Raw genomic sequence first — 15,608 nt, 5'->3', positions numbered from 1 at the left:
CTTGCCAGCTTGCATGCTGCTGCAGCCTCTGGCGCTGAAGAGGGAAATACGAAGAGAATAAGGCCTTTCTCACAAAAGGCCTCCTGATTTCAGGGCTGACGAACCAGCGCGCGGGTTTTATCCAGCAGAAATGGCCGCAGGTAGCCGACAGTGTTCGACAGCGGCAGAACATCTTCAGAAACGTGGATATTCAGCACATCGCGCAGATGCACCTTTCGCGTCTCCATCCGCTGCCAGACTTCCGGATAATCATCCTGCAACTGCTGACGCAGGCTGGCATCTGCCAGCGCCACGGTATCTTCGATGCTGCAACCCGCATAGCCTGGCAGAGAAGGGATGATATCGATCTGGAAGATCATTCCACTCACCAGTTCGATCGCGGACTGAGGGTAAACCGGTGAACAGAGCCACTCTTCATCCGCCACCAGATGGCCCGGGTTCAGATGCCAGTGATACTTCGCTTTCGGCAGCACAGTTTCGATGGTCTGATACAGTTCGCCGCCGGTCAGTCCGGTACGCAGCGTTTCCAGCCAGGTAGTGACGGCCTGATAATAGGGGATCGCCAGCGCCGGAAGGTAATCCGCCACCGCAGCAGGCAACTCACTTTCGCTGGCGACGACATAAGCTGCACGGCTGCTCAGGCCACCTTTATAGCCCACGGTCAGCGAGAATTTATCGCCTTTGCGGATTAGCTTATCCGAAGGATACAGACAGGCGTTCGCGAAGCGGTCACCGGTGGCGGCGACCATCACCACGTTGCCAGGCTGGCCTTCAGCAGAAAGAAGCTGACCAATCTCTTTCTCACTTTTTCCCGGTTCAATGCTGTCCAGCGCCTTCAGGATCCGGGTTGAAGCGAGATTCGCACCATATTCGTAAAACGTGATTTCACTGGCGGTATTGATGCGTCTGGCCCCAACCGCCGGAGAGGTAAACAACGGGGTGGCATTGACCACAGCACTGCGATTGCCAGCCGCAGCAATCACAGCATCCAGGATGAACGCGGGAACATCAAACAATGTGGCGTTGTCCTGCAACTGGCTGGTAAACAGTTTCCAGCCAGCCACTCCCGTTTTACTGCCGGGCTGAAGACCGGCCGCCGCCAGTACCTCCACCAGGGGGCGTTCGTTATCCATTGGCTGGTTGGGCAGGGAAAATGCCGGAGCATGCAGGCATTTTCCCTGATTACGGGCATAAGGCACCAATTTCAGGTTCTCATTGCCCATGATGTAAGTCAGTTCGCCGTGCGCATTCAGGGTCAACAGCGCCTCTTCAAAGCGGGGAATAAAACCGGCGAGATATTCAAAGTTGCCGCCGTGCTCTTTGTCGGCGTAAATCACCAGGAAGTCCAGGTCGTTCTGTGCCATACCTGCGAGCACTTTCTGCTTGCGCGAGGCCATGACGTCATCGGCGATCGCCGGAATTCTGACGTTGGGGAAAGTCGCTGGTGCGTTGATAACGGTCAGCTTAAATCGTTCGGTGGAAACGCTCATTTTTATTCCTCAAAAATAATCACGTAAAAGGATCACTCCCGGCCGCTCCCTGCCGGATTGTTATTTTAATTCTTACAGGCGATGGCAACTTTTAGCGAATCCTCTTTTAGCGGTCAATCCTGGGAACTCAGGCCTGAGCGGTGAAACGTGTAAAGTTTCTTCAGTGAAGAGACGTCGCGGGCAGGATAAAGCCCGCAACAGTAGCAATCATTTGACTGACCGCAAATGAGCCAGGGTCTGCTGAATAATATCAGCAACCTGCGCCTGAACCTCCTCACTGCTGCCATGATAATGGTGCAGCTCGCTGCGCAGGGCGTGAATAGCTTCGGTCAGCGCCGGGCTGAAAGGCTGGCGTTGCTCGAACATCGCCTGGTTAAACGATTCGCTCTGACGGGCAAACAGCGCCAGCTTGGCCAGCAGGGCATCGGTCATCTGCTGATTTTCAGCCAGATAAGCCTGGCCTTGCTCGCTGATGGCATAGCGCTTACGGTTACCTTCCTGCAGTACACTGACATAACCGACATCTTCCAGATAAGTCAGGGCCGGATAGATCACGCCAGGGCTTGGCGTGTAAAACCCGCCGCTTTTCTCTTTGAGGATCTTGATCAGTTCGTACCCGTAGCTGGCCTGATCTTTCAGCAGGCTGAGCAGTAACAGCTGCAGCTCATCGGCACCGAACTTACGGCCACGCAGGAAAGAAGGGCGATCGCGATGACCGGCATCATCTCCACCCCGACCGCGCCCATGTCCGCGATGTCCGTCACGGCGGTCACCCCGGCGATCGGCATAACGGGGATGATAGTCTTCCTGACGACCTTCATGGCAGTCAGCGCCACGTTCGCCCCGGTGATGATGACGATGGCCCTCACGGTGTCCGTCATGACGGATCCGTTCTTCACGCATGGCGCGACGCCATTGGGCAAACATCATTTCCAGCGCCTCTTCACGGCTTTCCGCCTCGTTGAAGCACTCACTGCGGCCATCTTCTGAATGGTCGTGTTTGCGATGGCGACCACCGCGACTGTCTCTGAACATGGAATTAAACATAAATGACTCCTGATAAGTTGGATGTATCTTACGACCGTATCGTAAGATAGTGTTATTTTTATATCTTACGATAATAAAAAGCAAGAGGCAGGGCATAAAAAAGAGTGGGATGTACTGAACACCAGTGACTGAGCACTGGTGGGAAAGGGTGATGTACTGATTGTTACCAAACTTGACCGTCTTGGCCATAATGCGATGGATATAAGAAAAACCGTTGAGCAACTGGCCGCGTCTGATGTGCGGGTGCATTGCCTGGCATTGGGTGGTGTGGACCTGCCCAGTCCTGCCGGAAAGAAGACCATGCAGGTGATTTCAGCGGTGGCAGAGTTTGAGCGAGATTTACTGCTCGAACGCACGCATTCTGGTATTGCACGGGCCAGGGCATCAGGAGAACGCTTTGGTCGTCCATCAGCGCTGAGTGAAGATCAAAAACGGGCTGTGACGGAATCTCTCAATGCTGGAATCAGTGTTAGCGCTGTTGTCCGCGAATTTAACACCTCCCGGCAGACTATTCTCATAGTGAAAACATCTTCAGAAACAGTTAATTGAGTTTGATATATTTTATTAGATGGATAGTCCGTCTTTTTTCTGGACTGACTATCCTATTGTCTTTTAGTTATAAAGGTGGCACCCGATTGAAGGTGCCTGCCTGTTAGCAATGAAATCGGGGGAGAGTGAGGGTAAAGCGAGTGGAACGGGAGTCGGAGGCGACGCTGATTTTTCCTTTATGCGCCACCACAATGGATTTGACGATGGCAAGCCCGATACCACTGCCTTCACTCTTTCTATGGCGCGAAGGATCCACCTGATAAAAGCGGTCGAACAGTCGCGGCAGGTGCTCCTGAGGAACCGATGTGCCTGGATTTTCCACGGTCAGTTCAACCCATTGTGTATTTTCATGAAGATGAACCGTAACTGAACAGCCTGCCGGGGTATAGCGGATAGCGTTGGACAGCAGGTTATTTATAACCCGACGCAGCATCAGTCCGTCACCCTCAACCATGCAGGCATTGCCCTCCAGTGTCAGAGCCACTTCGCGCTCTTCCGCCCAGGCTTCAAAAAAATCAAACACTTTGAGGGTTTCAGCTCTCAGATCCAGGGACATCTGCTCCGGGATCAGCTGATTGTTGTCTGCCTGAGCCAGGAACAGCATATCACTGACCATTTTGGCCATTCGATTGTACTCTTCAAGACTGGAATAAAGAACGTCTTCCAGTTCTTTCTCCGTTCTCTGCTGGCTTAAGGCTATCTCCGTCTGGGTCACCAGGTTCGTTATTGGGGTTCTTATCTCATGAGCAATATCTGCGGAAAAATTGGCTTGCCGGGTGAACACGTCCTCAATACGCGAAATCATGCTGTTAAAGGAAATCACCAACTGTTCAAGCTCAATCGGTACGCAGGCAGGATCAAGACGAACATCCAGATTATCTGAAGTGATGTTTTTAATTTTCATACTAACATTACGTAACGGCTGGTGCCCTTTATGCACAGCAAAATAAACCGTCAGTATAATCAGCACGCTCATCAGCGACGCAATGATTAATAGATTATATTTAAGAGCATCCAGGTAATGTATATGAAAATCTATCGATAGCGCAATTAATAAGGTGTCGCTTTTGATTTTCCCGCCAGTGGATGAATTAACCGGGGAGGCGATAATCCTCCAGGATGGCTGACTCATACTGCTATTACCATGTATATTTACATTATTTGGCATCTGACCGTCAGACCACTGAAAAACATCACCGGAAGATTTCGATTTTAAAAAATTAGCCGTGCGTAATACCGGCATCAACTCCAGTCCGTCAGGGGAACGATAAATAACGTTATTTCCCTGATTCAGTAATAATACGGAAATATGGTGGTAACTGCTGAGGATAATGCTTATCTTATCCACTTTTTTTCGTTCCGATTCCTTCGGGTTGTCCAGAATAGCGGTCAGCGTGTTGTTGATTTGTCGCAGGCTTTTAATATCCTGTTCAGCGAAATGATTCTGAACAGAGATGAGCATAATCGCCGCGAAAGTCGCGAAGGTAAAAATAGTGGCCAGGCTGATGAGAAACGTCAGCCGAATTTCGAGGGAAAAAGGCCTGCGCTTTCCGTTAAGCCTCATCCGGTACCTCAAGGACGTAGCCGACGCCGCGCACCGTCTGGATCAGTTTTGGCTCAAAATCATTGTCAATTTTGGCTCTCAGACGTTTTACCGCCACGTCGATGGCGTTGGTATCGCTGTCAAAGTTCATATCCCAAACCTGAGAAGCAATGAGCGAACGGGGAAGCACTTCACCCTTATGACGGACAAAAAACTCCAGCAGGGTAAATTCTTTACTGGTCAGCGTAATTCGCCGTCCTGCGCGGGTGACTTTACGTGAGACCAGATCGATGTTCAGATCGGCTACCTGAAACTGACTTTCGGCAATGACCGCCGCCCCCCGGCGTAGCAGCGTCCGGACCCGGGCCAGCAGTTCAGCAAAAGCGAATGGTTTCACCAGGTAATCGTCCGCCCCCAGTTCCAGCCCTTTAACCCGATGTTCAATGGTGCCGAGCGCGGTCAGTAACAGAATAGGCATTCCTTTTCCGGCCCCCCGCAGCATGCGGACTATATCCCAGCCATTCACGTCAGGGAGCATTATATCCAGTACGATAAGATCGTATTCTGCCGTCATGGCGTAGTGGTATCCGGTGAGGCCGTTATCCGCCAAATCCACGATAAACCCGGCTTCAGTCAGCCCCTTGCTTAGGTATTCGCCGGTTTTCGCCTCATCTTCAACAATCAGTATTTTCACCTTCTCTCCGGATGTCGGCAATTTGTCTGTCATTCTAGTGAACCGAATGCCGGGATCAACGACTGAAAGGGAAAATGACAGCTTTGTCATTATCCTGTCACCAAGCCAACAGAGTCCTCTCGCTACTCTACCCCTATCATTATTCATCCGCACGATTTACCTGGCGAGCCTGGACGGGAAACGACATGTTCAAATTAAAACAACTGACGGTCAGTACGGTGCTTATTCTGACTGGGTGTGTCTCACTCGCGCCAGAATACTCGCGTCCGGCACTCCCCGTACCGCAGCAATTTTCACTTTCACGAACCAGTCTTGTTCCCGCCAGTGCAGGCTACCAGGACTCCGGCTGGAGAACATTTTTTGTCGATCCCCAGGTCCGGCGTTTCATCGCTGAGGCGCTGAGAAATAATCCGGATCTCAAAATGGCCGCCCTGAAAGTCGAGGAAGCACAGGCGCAATACAAGGTGACTGACGCAGACCGATACCCACAGCTGAATGCGTCTTCAGATGCCAGCTACCAGGGCGGTTTAAAAGGCAATAGCGCCACGACGAAAGAGTATTCCGCAGGCCTGGATCTGAGCTTTGATCTCGATTTCTTTGGCAGGCTGAAAAACATGAGCGAAGCCGACAGACAGAATTACTTTGCCAGCCAGGAGGCGCAGCGCAATGTGCACATCCTGCTGATTTCCAACGTTTCACAAAGTTACTACAACCAGCAACTTGCTCAGGCGCAGCTGGCCATCGCCAAAGAAACGCTGCAGAACTATCAGCAATCCTACGCTTTCGTTGAACAGCAACTGGTGACAGGCAGTACGACAGTGCTGGCTATCGAACAGGCGCGGGGCGTCATTGAAAGCACCCGCGCTGAGATTGCCAGTCGTGAAGGGCAACTTGCCCAGGCGAATAACGCACTTCAGCTGCTACTCGGTGTGTACAGCGGCCTTCCTGCTGCCCGGGCGGATGAGTCGGCTGATCTTAACCCTGTCAGGTTACCGCCCAATCTGCCCTCGAATCTCCTGTTACAGAGACCGGACATCATGGAAGCGGAGCATCAGCTGAGAGCTGCAAATGCCAATATAGGCGCGGCCAGGGCGGCATTTTTCCCTTCAATCAGTCTGACCAGCGGCCTGTCGGCCAGCAGCTCGGATCTCTCCAGCCTGTTTACACCGGGGAGCGGGATGTGGAACTTCGTGCCTGAAATTTATCTGCCCATTTTTAACGCGGGCCGCAATGAGGCGAATCTGACCCTGGCGCAGGTTCGTCAGCAACAATCCGTGGTGAATTACGAACAAAAAATTCAGACAGCATTCAAAGACGTGGCCGATGCGTTGTCACTGCGCGAAAGTATCAGCGGGCAAATTTCAGCCCAACAACGCTATTTCAACTCGCTGAAAATCACACTACAGCGTGCCCGTGGATTATATACCAATGGCGCAGTCAGTTATATTGAAGTACTGGATGCAGAACGTTCACTGTTTGCCACTCAACAGACCCTTCTCGATCTCAAATATTCTCAACAGGTCAATGAAATAAAACTCTTTAACGCACTCGGTGGCGGTTGGATTGAATAAACATCTTTAAATTTTTCAGGAGTACACAATATGCGTCTGTCAACGAAAGCAGTCTTTTTAGGGGTTATGTCACTGGTGATGACCCAGGCCGCCGTGGCCACAGAGTCACATCAGGGCATGGATATGTCTCACGGTAAAATACAGGCAAAACAGCAGGTTATTAGCGCCGCTGGTATCGTAAAAGATGTTGATTTTCTGAATAAAAAAATCACTATTGCCCATGAAGCTATCCCGGAGATTGGCTGGCCAGCCATGACCATGCGCTTCACTTTTACAACGCAGAACGACAGTATCACAGCGCTGAAATCCGGCAGTATAGTTAATTTCTCCTTCATCCAGCAGGGCAATATTTCTCTGTTACAGGATATTCAGGTGACACAGTCATAATATCTGCCCTCTATTGATTCCCATCATAATGAGAAATTGTGGTGGGTGTCTTTTTATGCTGTCTGACATTTGCGCTTATATTCACTTTATCAGGAACACTCATGGCTTCCTTAAAATTAAAATACGCTGCGGTAGTGGTCAGCAGCCTTCTTATTGGAGGGATTGTTTCGGTTGCGGTCACTCCTTATTTTTATACAGCGAAACATTCAACCTCAACGCCTGCTGACCGTAAGGTCCTGTTCTGGTATGACCCGATGAAGCCGGATGTCAAATTCGATCAGCCGGGCAAGTCACCGTTTATGGATATGGACCTGGTGCCAAAGTACCCCGATGAAGGTGATACCCAGAACAGCAAGGGGATCCGGGTTGACCCGTCGTTAGTGCAAAACCTGGGGATGAAGACCGGGAAGGTGAGTAAAGGACATTTGCAGTATGCTCAAACGTTGCCGGCCAACGTCAGTTTTAACGATTATCAGTTCGTTATCGTCCAGGCCCGTGCTAACGGATTTGTCGAAAAAGTCTATCCACTCACCATCGGCGACAAGGTGCAAAAAGGTAACCCGCTGATTGATATCACTATTCCAGACTGGGTGGAAGCGCAGAGCGAATATCTGCTGCTGTCCAGTACCGGTGGTACGCCGGTACAGGTAAAAGGCATCCTGGAGCGTCTGCGTCTGGCGGGGATGCCGGATGACGATATTCAGCGACTACGAAGCACCCACACTATCCAGACTCGCTTCACCATTAAAGCGCCGATTAGCGGCGTGATCACAGCCTTCGATCTGCGTACCGGGATGAATATTTCCAAAGACAAAGTCGTGGCCCAAATTCAGGGGATGGATCCGGTGTGGATCAGTGCTTCCGTGCCGGAGTCCATTGCCTATCTCATCAATGATACCTCCCAGTTTGCCATATCGGTTCCGGCCTACCCGGACAAAGCGTTCACCATTGAAAAATGGAGCATTTTGCCGAGCGTTGACCCGACAACCCGCACGCTGCAAATCCGACTGCAGGTGAGTAACCCGGATGAACGGTTAAAACCGGGCATGAATGCTTATCTGAAGCTCAAAACCCAGAGTGCCGAGATGCTGCTGATCCCGTCGCAGGCGGTGATTGATACGGGCAAGGAGCAGCATGTGATTACCGTGGACAACGAAGGACGCTTTGTACCGAAAGCTATCAAAATACTGCATGAATCACAGAACCAGACCGGGATCGCCAGCGGGCTTGCAGAAGGGGAATCGGTGGTGGTGAACGGACTGTTCCTGATTGATTCCGAAGCCAATATCTCAGGTGCGCTGGAAAGGATGCACCAGGCAGATAAGCCAGCACCAATGGCTGCGGGTATGGCGATGCCATCTGACAGTACGCATACCGGTCACTGAGGATAAAACAATGATTGAATGGATTATCAGGCGTTCGGTTGCCAACCGTTTTCTGGTGATGATGGCGGTGTTGTTCCTGAGCATCTGGGGAACATGGACCATTGTAAATACCCCGGTCGATGCCTTGCCCGATCTCTCTGATGTTCAGGTGATTATTAAGACCAGCTACCCGGGCCAGGCGCCGCAGATTGTTGAAAACCAGGTCACTTATCCCCTGACCACCACCATGCTGTCCGTGCCGGGTGCGAAGACGGTGCGCGGTTTTTCCCAGTTTGGAGACTCCTATGTGTATGTGATTTTTGAGGATGGTACCGATCAGTACTGGGCGCGCTCACGGGTGATGGAATATCTGAATCAGGCACAGGGGAAATTGCCCAAAGGCGTGACCTCGGGAATTGGCCCCGACGCCACCGGTGTCGGCTGGATTTATGAATATGCCCTTATCGATAAAAGCGGCAAGCACAATTTAGCCGAACTGCGTTCACTTCAGGACTGGTTCCTGAAATATGAGTTAAAAACGATTGCAAATGTCTCAGATGTCGCATCGATTGGCGGGATGGTGCGGGAATATCAGGTTCAGGTCGATCCGATAAAACTGTCGCAGTATGGCGTGACACTGTCGCAGGTAAAAAATGTACTGAACGCCTCAAATCAGGAAGCGGGCGGCTCTTCCGTTGAACGGGCCGAAACTGAATACATGGTGCGTGCCACCGGCTATCTTCAGTCGCTGGATGATTTCAACAATATTGTCCTTAGTGCCGGGGCGAATGGCATTCCGGTATATTTAAAAGATGTCGCCCGGGTACAGATTGGCCCCGAAATGCGTCGTGGCATTGCCGAGCTGAACGGTGAAGGGGAAGTTGCCGGTGGGGTGATTATTTTACGCTCCGGGAAAAATGCCCGGGACGTAATTTCCGCAGTGAAGGATAAGCTGGAGACGCTGAAAAAGAGTCTTCCACAGGGTGTTGAAGTGGTCACCACCTACGACCGCAGCCAGCTCATCGACCGGTCGATTGACAACCTCAGTCATAAATTGCTGGAAGAGTTTATTGTGGTGGCCGTGGTCTGTGCGCTGTTCCTCTGGCATCTGCGTTCTGCGTTGGTCGCAATCATTTCGCTCCCGCTGGGGTTGTGTATTGCCTTTATCGTGATGCACTTCCAGGGAATGAACGCCAATATCATGTCGCTGGGAGGGATTGCGATTGCGGTCGGTGCCATGGTCGATGCCGCAGTGGTGATGATAGAAAACGCACATAAACGGCTGGAAGAGTGGGACCACCAGCACCCGGGTGAAACAATTGATAATGCCACGCGCTGGAAAGTCATCACTGACGCATCGGTGGAGGTGGGGCCAGCGCTGTTTATCAGTTTGATTATCATCACGCTGTCATTTATCCCGATTTTCACCCTAGAGGGTCAGGAAGGCCGCCTGTTTGGTCCGCTGGCGTTCACCAAAACCTATTCGATGGCTGGAGCCGCGGTTCTGGCGATTGTGGTGATCCCAATCCTGATGGGGTTCTGGATCCGGGGAAAAATTCCGGCCGAAACCAGTAACCCGTTAAACCGGTTCCTGATAAGAGCGTATCACCCATTGCTGCTACGCGTGCTGCACTGGCCGAAGCTGACACTGGTCGTGGCATTGCTCTCGATCCTTACCATTGCATGGCCGCTCAGTAATGTAGGTGGGGAGTTTCTGCCGCAGATTAATGAGGGTGACTTGCTGTATATGCCGTCCACGCTGCCGGGAATTTCGCCTGCACAGGCCCGCACGCTGTTGCAGACCACCGATAAGCTCATCAAAACCGTCCCCGAAGTGGCCTCGGTGTTTGGTAAGTCAGGCAAGGCGGACACAGCAACCGATTCTGCCCCGATGGAAATGCTGGAAACCACTATCCAGCTGGAGCCGGAGAATCAGTGGCGTCCGGGCATGACTATCGACAAAATCATCGATGAGCTTGATCGAACAGTTCGTTTGCCTGGCCTGGCTAACCTTTGGGTTCCGCCTATTCGTAACCGTATTGATATGCTGTCGACCGGGATAAAGAGCCCGATAGGGATTAAAGTCTCCGGCACGATTCTGGCTGACCTTGACCAGACCGCGCAGCAGATTGAAGAAGTTGCAAGAACCGTACCCGGAGTCACTTCTGCCCTGGCGGAACGTCTGGAAGGCGGGCGCTACATTACGGTCGATATTAACCGTGAAAAAGCGGCCCGATACGGCATAAGCATTGATGATGTCCAGTTGTTTGTGACCTCGGCGATTGGCGGCGCTCAGGTGGGGGAAGTGGTGGAAGGTGTGGCCCGATATCCCATCAATGTTCGCTATCCACAGGGTTACCGTGACGGACCTGAGACGCTGCGTCAGTTACCGATCCTCACCCCGATGAAACAGCAGATCACCCTGGGGGATGTGGCGGAGGTGAAGGTGGCTTCCGGTCCGGGCATGCTAAAAACAGAAAATGCCCGGCCAACGAACTGGATCTACATCGATGCTCGTGGTCGCGATATGGTCTCGGTGGTTAACGATCTCAAAGCAGCCATCAGTGAAAAAGTGACCTTAAAACCCGGAACCAGTGTGGCCTTCTCCGGGCAGTTTGAACTGCTGGAGCATGCCAATAAGAAGCTGAAACTGATGATACCGATGACCCTCATGATCATTTTCGTTCTGTTGTATCTGGCGTTCCGGCGCGTCGATGAAGCACTGTTGATCCTGATGAGTCTGCCATTTGCCCTGGTGGGTGGGATTTGGTTCCTTTACTGGCAAGGCTTCCATATGTCGGTAGCAACCGGAACTGGTTTCATTGCCCTGGCGGGCGTTGCCGCTGAGTTTGGGGTAGTGATGCTGATGTATCTGCGTCATGCCATTGAGTCTGAACCGGCACTTTCCCAGGGGGAAACCTTTAGCGAAAAAGGGCTGGATGAGGCGCTTTATCACGGTGCGGTATTACGCGTTCGGCCAAAGGCGATGACCGTAGCGGTGATTATCGCCGGACTGTTACCTATCTTATGGGGAACGGGCGCGGGCTCAGAAGTGATGAGCCGAATAGCCGCCCCCATGATTGGAGGCATGATCACCGCACCGTTGTTGTCTCTTTTCATTATTCCAGCGGCTTACAAGCTGATATGCCTAAGGAGACACAAGGCCAGCAAAAGTTAGAGGCGTACAGATGAAGGTCTGAATTCCTTTTTTGTGTATTTACCTTCAGGCAACACACGGACTGTATAAAAAACAGCTTTAGCGTAGGATATTTTCCGTTTTCCAGGCGGATCCCAATTTGAACCGGAGAATGGCTAAGGGTGATGAGAGGGGTTAACACTTCACACGGCCTGCTACTCTGCGATATTCAGAGCGACGGGCCTGATTCCAGAAAGAACATCTTCAGCAGGTTAAAGTCCTGCCGTCACAATTTTTGCCGCGGAAGCTAAAACATCTCTCCGGGCTTTGGCATCCTGCACTGGCTGAGTAAAGTAGGTCACCAGAATCAGCGGGGCATGGTTTGGCGGCCAGATAACAGCGATATCATTGGTCGTGCCGTAATCGCCGCTGCCGGTTTTATCACCGACTACCCACGTGGCAGGCAGACCGGCCCGAATGCTTTGAGCACCGGTAGTATTCCCTTTCATCCACTCAACCAGTTGCGCACGCTGTGCTTCACCCAGTGCCTTACCCAGAGTCAGCCTGTGCAGGCTGTTTGCCATAGCCAGTGGGGTGGTGGTATCACGTTTGTCAGCCGGGATGGCCGTATTCAGCGTGGGTTCAGTACGATCCAGACGAAAAGTCTTGTCGCCTATGGATCGTGCAAAACGGGTGACTTTATCCGTTCCGCCCAGATGGGAAATCAGTTTGTTCATGGCGGTATTGTCACTGTATTGCAGTGCTGCGGCACTCAATTCGCCCAGCGTCATCTCCTTCCCTACATATTTCTCCGTGATGGGATTATAGTTGACCAGATCTGATTTTTTGATTTTAACCCTATGATTCATCAGGTTTTTGGTTTCACTTTGCTTTAAAATAGCCGAGGCTGCCATCACTTTACTGGTGCTGCACAGTGGAAAACGTTCATTACCACGGAAGAGGATTTGCGAATTATCTGCGGTATTGATCAGGGCAACGCCCAGACGTCCCCCGGCATCTTTTTCCAAATCAGCCAGCTTCTGCTGAATATCTGCCGTCGTACCTGCCCACGATGGAACAGTGCCAGAAAGAAATAGCATTATTGCTGCGGCCTTCAGGGCCGTGTGACGCCATGTCCGTTTAATCATCTCAATCCTTATCTACAGAAATCCCCTGGCAAAGCAGCGCCAGAGCGTGTTTAACAATCATTTCCCTTTCGATCCTATCGGCATTTTTCCCAAGGCGGGCAAGGGGAACCAGCACCAGACTCATCAGTGAAACCATCAGCAACTGGGGAGACAGGTCCGGATTAAGCCGGCCAGCCTGCTGCCAGCCTTCGATAATGCTGAGCACTTTTTTCCGCTCTTCTTTGCCATAACGCTCATGCAACCTTTGCTTTAACAGCGCTTCATCACTGGCCGCCTCCTGCATCCACAACGGGGCAAACCAGCTGTTTTTTTGTGCCGTTTCGGCAATTTCTGTCACCAGCAGGCTAATGGCAGTAACAGGATCGTCAGCATTGGCCACAAATGCTTCAAATATCCGGCCACGAAGAGGGGCAAAACGTTCCTCAATAACGCTATCCAGTAGCGCTTCGCGTGAACGGAAATAGTAATTGAGCATAGCAGGACTGACGGCCGCCTGGCGGGCGATGGCGTTGAGGGACGTCTCTGCAATGCCCTGGCGGGCGAACAGATGTAAAGCAATATCCAGCAGATGTTCCCGCTGTTCAGCATTGATAGCGCCCCCGCGCGGGCGGCCCGGCTTACGAACAGGTTTTTTATCTGGTTCAGGGTCGAAATGTTCTTTCAGTGCGGTCATCTTGTGCCTGCCCGTTGTGTTCTGATAATCTCTGCGCTAAATATTAATTGCGCATTTAATTAATTACAAGTGAGTGTCGTTATGGACTCTGAACTTTCCGGCCAGCAGCAAGACACGCTGGCAAAAGAGCCGTCGCTGCGACTGCTTTTCACCGCGTTGTTACTGGTGATGCTGCTGGCCGCTCTTGATCAAACGATTGTCTCAACCGCGCTGCCGACCATTGTCGGGGAGCTGGGAGGGCTCGATAAGCTCTCGTGGATCGTGATTGCATATACTCTCGCGTCCACCGTGGTTGTCCCGCTGTATGGAAAATTTGGCGACCTGTATGGCCGCAAGCTGGTGCTGCAAATTTCAGTGGTCCTTTTTCTGGCTGGCTCGGCGCTGTGCGGCCTGGCTCAGAATATGGATCAGCTGGTGATCACCCGTGCGATCCAGGGGCTGGGTGGTGGGGGGCTGATGGTAGTCAGCATGGCGGCGATTGCCGATGTGGTGCCTCCGGCTGAAAGGGGCCGTTATCAGGGGCTGTTTGGCGGCGTTTTCGGTCTGGCGACGGTTATTGGCCCCCTGATGGGCGGATTTATCGTTCAGCATGCTTCCTGGCGCTGGATCTTCTATATCAACCTGCCGCTGGGGCTGTTTGCTCTGTTGGTGATTGGCGCAGTGCTGAAACCGGGCGGTAAACGCAAACAGCATGAGATTGATTATCTGGGCGCTATCTATCTGACCATGGCGCTGCTGGGCGTCACGCTGTTTACCAGTGAAGGAGGAACCGTACGGGAATGGTCGGATCCTCAGCTGTGGTGCATTCTGGCTTTCGGTGTGGTGGGGCTGATTGGTTTTATCTATGAAGAACGTCTGGCGTGGGAGCCGATCATCCCGCTGACGCTGTTTGGTGACCGCAGCTTTTTGCTGTGCAGCATGATTGGCTTCATTATCGGCATGTCCCTGTTCGGCAGTGTGACCTTCCTGCCGCTGTATTTGCAGATTGTCAAAGAGGCTACACCTACTCAGGCAGGTATGCAGTTGCTGCCATTGATGGGCGGACTGCTGCTGACCTCGATCATCAGCGGCAGGATTATCAGCCACACCGGAAAGTACCGCTTATTTCCGATTACCGGCACCCTGCTGGCGGTTATCGGGATGGCGCTGTTGACCACTATCAGCACGGCTTCGCCAACCTGGCATCTGTACCTGTTCACCTGCGTAATGGGGATGGGACTCGGCATGGTTATGCAGGTGCTGGTTCTTGCCGTGCAGAATACCGTGTCGCCAGATTTAATGGGTGTGGCCACCTCCGCCGTAACGTTGTTCCGTTCGGTGGGCGGTTCTATCGGAGTCGCATTGTTTGGTGCGGTATTCAGCCAGGTGTTAAAAACGGGGCTGGAAAAATTGCTGCCTGAAGGTGCAGAGCTGCCGCGTTCCCTGAATCCTGATGCTATCCGGCACCTACCTGAAGCCATCCACAACGACTATCTGCAGGCTTTTGGCAATGCCATTCACGCGGCGTTTTTGATGGCGGCAAGTCTGATGGTAGTGGCGTTTGCGTTGTCGTGGTTAATTCCCGAGGCCCCACTGAAAAAAACAGCAAAGGAGAGTAAAAATGGTGTTTCTGCATAGCATTTCGTATTTCTTTGGTGGTGTATTTTTGACTAATGCAGTGCCGCATTTTATCAGCGGTGTGATGGGCAAACCTTTTCAGAGTCCGTTTGCCACACCGCCAGGAAAAGGGCTTTCTTCATCGATGGTCAATGTTCTCTGGGGATCCTTTAATATTGTCGTGGGCTATCTTCTTGTTTGTCAGGTTGGTGATTTTCACCTCCGGGCGGCGTCCAGCATCCTGCCTTTCGGTCTGGGAATGCTGGCGATGAGCCTGTTCAGCGCATATCACTTCGGCAGCCAGAATGGCGGCATGGCCAGCTCGCTCAACCCTGCCAGCGGGAGCCACGAATAATGCAGCAGAAATTCAGCGGTTTGGAAGCTGGCTCGATCGCATTCAGGAATTTTGC

At 52.1% G+C, this 15,608-nt stretch carries 12 protein-coding genes and 1 pseudogene; 7 read left to right on the top strand and 6 right to left on the bottom strand.

The features are described from left to right. Positions 1-89: 89 nt before the first annotated feature. Positions 90-1,490 carry a Xaa-Pro peptidase family protein gene (locus GSQ70_RS04640; protein WP_158781467.1) on the bottom strand — a complete coding sequence of 467 codons (1,401 nt, stop codon included), beginning with the start codon at positions 1,488-1,490 and terminating at the stop codon, positions 90-92. Positions 1,491-1,697: 207 nt separating this feature from the next. Beyond that, positions 1,698-2,537, bottom strand: coding sequence for a PadR family transcriptional regulator (locus tag GSQ70_RS04635; protein WP_199257223.1), 840 nt, complete (start codon positions 2,535-2,537; stop codon positions 1,698-1,700). Between the two features lie 147 nt (positions 2,538-2,684). On the opposite strand from GSQ70_RS04635, the pseudogene GSQ70_RS04630 reads away from it, so the two are divergent. Then, positions 2,685-3,086 (top strand): annotated as a pseudogene (locus GSQ70_RS04630) (recombinase family protein); the annotation flags it as partial. 103 nt (positions 3,087-3,189) lie between these two features. Here the strand turns inward: GSQ70_RS04630 and GSQ70_RS04625 are convergent. Both GSQ70_RS04625 and GSQ70_RS04620 read right to left on the bottom strand, forming a co-directional pair. Further along, entirely contained in the window at positions 3,190-4,650 is a 1,461-nt protein-coding gene (locus tag GSQ70_RS04625; RefSeq protein ID WP_158781466.1) for a Cu(+)/Ag(+) sensor histidine kinase, read from the bottom strand. Further along, positions 4,640-5,323 carry a copper/silver response regulator transcription factor gene (locus tag GSQ70_RS04620; RefSeq protein WP_158781465.1) on the bottom strand — a complete coding sequence of 228 codons (684 nt, stop codon included), beginning with the start codon at positions 5,321-5,323 and terminating at the stop codon, positions 4,640-4,642. Before GSQ70_RS04620 ends, GSQ70_RS04625 begins: the two co-directional genes overlap by 11 nt. Positions 5,324-5,508: 185 nt before the next feature. Here GSQ70_RS04620 and GSQ70_RS04615 point away from each other — a divergent pair, with 185 nt between their 5' ends. From GSQ70_RS04615 to GSQ70_RS04600, 4 genes are all read left to right on the top strand, one after another. Then, on the top strand, positions 5,509-6,894 hold the full coding sequence (locus GSQ70_RS04615) for a Cu(I)/Ag(I) efflux RND transporter outer membrane protein (RefSeq protein ID WP_158781464.1): 1,386 nt from the start codon (positions 5,509-5,511) through the stop codon (positions 6,892-6,894). Between the two features lie 30 nt (positions 6,895-6,924). Then, on the top strand, positions 6,925-7,281 hold the full coding sequence (cusF, locus tag GSQ70_RS04610; RefSeq protein WP_158781463.1) for a cation efflux system protein CusF: 357 nt from the start codon (positions 6,925-6,927) through the stop codon (positions 7,279-7,281). 101 nt (positions 7,282-7,382) lie between these two features. Beyond that, the gene (locus GSQ70_RS04605; protein ID WP_158781462.1) at positions 7,383-8,666 is read left to right on the top strand and encodes an efflux RND transporter periplasmic adaptor subunit; all 1,284 of its coding nucleotides are present in this window, start codon (positions 7,383-7,385) and stop codon (positions 8,664-8,666) included. A gap of 10 nt (positions 8,667-8,676) precedes the next feature. Next, positions 8,677-11,823 (top strand): CusA/CzcA family heavy metal efflux RND transporter, encoded by a 3,147-nt coding sequence (locus tag GSQ70_RS04600; protein WP_158781461.1) that lies wholly within the window; start codon positions 8,677-8,679, stop codon positions 11,821-11,823. Between the two features lie 230 nt (positions 11,824-12,053). Here the strand turns inward: GSQ70_RS04600 and bla are convergent, their stop codons facing one another. Beyond that, positions 12,054-12,929, bottom strand: a complete 876-nt coding sequence (gene bla, locus GSQ70_RS04595) for a class A beta-lactamase (RefSeq protein ID WP_158781460.1) — start codon at positions 12,927-12,929, stop codon at positions 12,054-12,056. A 1-nt stretch (position 12,930) separates the two neighbouring features. After that, positions 12,931-13,602: a TetR/AcrR family transcriptional regulator gene (locus GSQ70_RS04590; RefSeq protein WP_158781459.1), complete on the bottom strand. Its 672-nt coding sequence runs from the start codon at positions 13,600-13,602 to the stop codon at positions 12,931-12,933. Positions 13,603-13,683: 81 nt separating this feature from the next. On the opposite strand from GSQ70_RS04590, the gene GSQ70_RS04585 reads away from it, so the two are divergent. Next, complete coding sequence (locus GSQ70_RS04585; RefSeq protein WP_158781458.1) at positions 13,684-15,219, top strand: MDR family MFS transporter; 1,536 nt, start codon at positions 13,684-13,686, stop codon at positions 15,217-15,219. Next, a complete protein-coding gene (locus GSQ70_RS04580) occupies positions 15,203-15,553 on the top strand; it encodes a hypothetical protein (RefSeq protein WP_158781457.1) in 351 nt (116 codons plus the stop codon). Before GSQ70_RS04585 ends, GSQ70_RS04580 begins: the two co-directional genes overlap by 17 nt. Positions 15,554-15,608: the final 55 nt, after the last annotated feature.

Origin of the sequence: Pantoea sp. BAV 3049 (genome assembly GCF_009765445.1) — a bacterium.
GTDB lineage: Bacteria > Pseudomonadota > Gammaproteobacteria > Enterobacterales > Enterobacteriaceae > Erwinia.
This window is presented reverse-complemented; position numbering and strand designations above follow the sequence as displayed.

What these genes read in the sequence shown, in the direction of transcription:
- GSQ70_RS04640 (WP_158781467.1), bottom strand. Translation starts at nt 1,490, where the DNA reads ATGAGCGTTTCCACCGAACGATTTAAGCTGACCGTTATCAACGCACCA.
- GSQ70_RS04635 (WP_199257223.1), bottom strand. Translation starts at nt 2,537, where the DNA reads ATGTTTAATTCCATGTTCAGAGACAGTCGCGGTGGTCGCCATCGCAAA.
- GSQ70_RS04625 (WP_158781466.1), bottom strand. Translation starts at nt 4,650, where the DNA reads ATGAGGCTTAACGGAAAGCGCAGGCCTTTTTCCCTCGAAATTCGGCTG.
- GSQ70_RS04615 (WP_158781464.1), top strand. Translation starts at nt 5,509, where the DNA reads ATGTTCAAATTAAAACAACTGACGGTCAGTACGGTGCTTATTCTGACT.
- cusF (WP_158781463.1), top strand. Translation starts at nt 6,925, where the DNA reads ATGCGTCTGTCAACGAAAGCAGTCTTTTTAGGGGTTATGTCACTGGTG.
- GSQ70_RS04605 (WP_158781462.1), top strand. Translation starts at nt 7,383, where the DNA reads ATGGCTTCCTTAAAATTAAAATACGCTGCGGTAGTGGTCAGCAGCCTT.
- GSQ70_RS04600 (WP_158781461.1), top strand. Translation starts at nt 8,677, where the DNA reads ATGATTGAATGGATTATCAGGCGTTCGGTTGCCAACCGTTTTCTGGTG.
- bla (WP_158781460.1), bottom strand. Translation starts at nt 12,929, where the DNA reads ATGATTAAACGGACATGGCGTCACACGGCCCTGAAGGCCGCAGCAATA.
- GSQ70_RS04590 (WP_158781459.1), bottom strand. Translation starts at nt 13,602, where the DNA reads ATGACCGCACTGAAAGAACATTTCGACCCTGAACCAGATAAAAAACCT.
- GSQ70_RS04585 (WP_158781458.1), top strand. Translation starts at nt 13,684, where the DNA reads ATGGACTCTGAACTTTCCGGCCAGCAGCAAGACACGCTGGCAAAAGAG.
- GSQ70_RS04580 (WP_158781457.1), top strand. Translation starts at nt 15,203, where the DNA reads ATGGTGTTTCTGCATAGCATTTCGTATTTCTTTGGTGGTGTATTTTTG.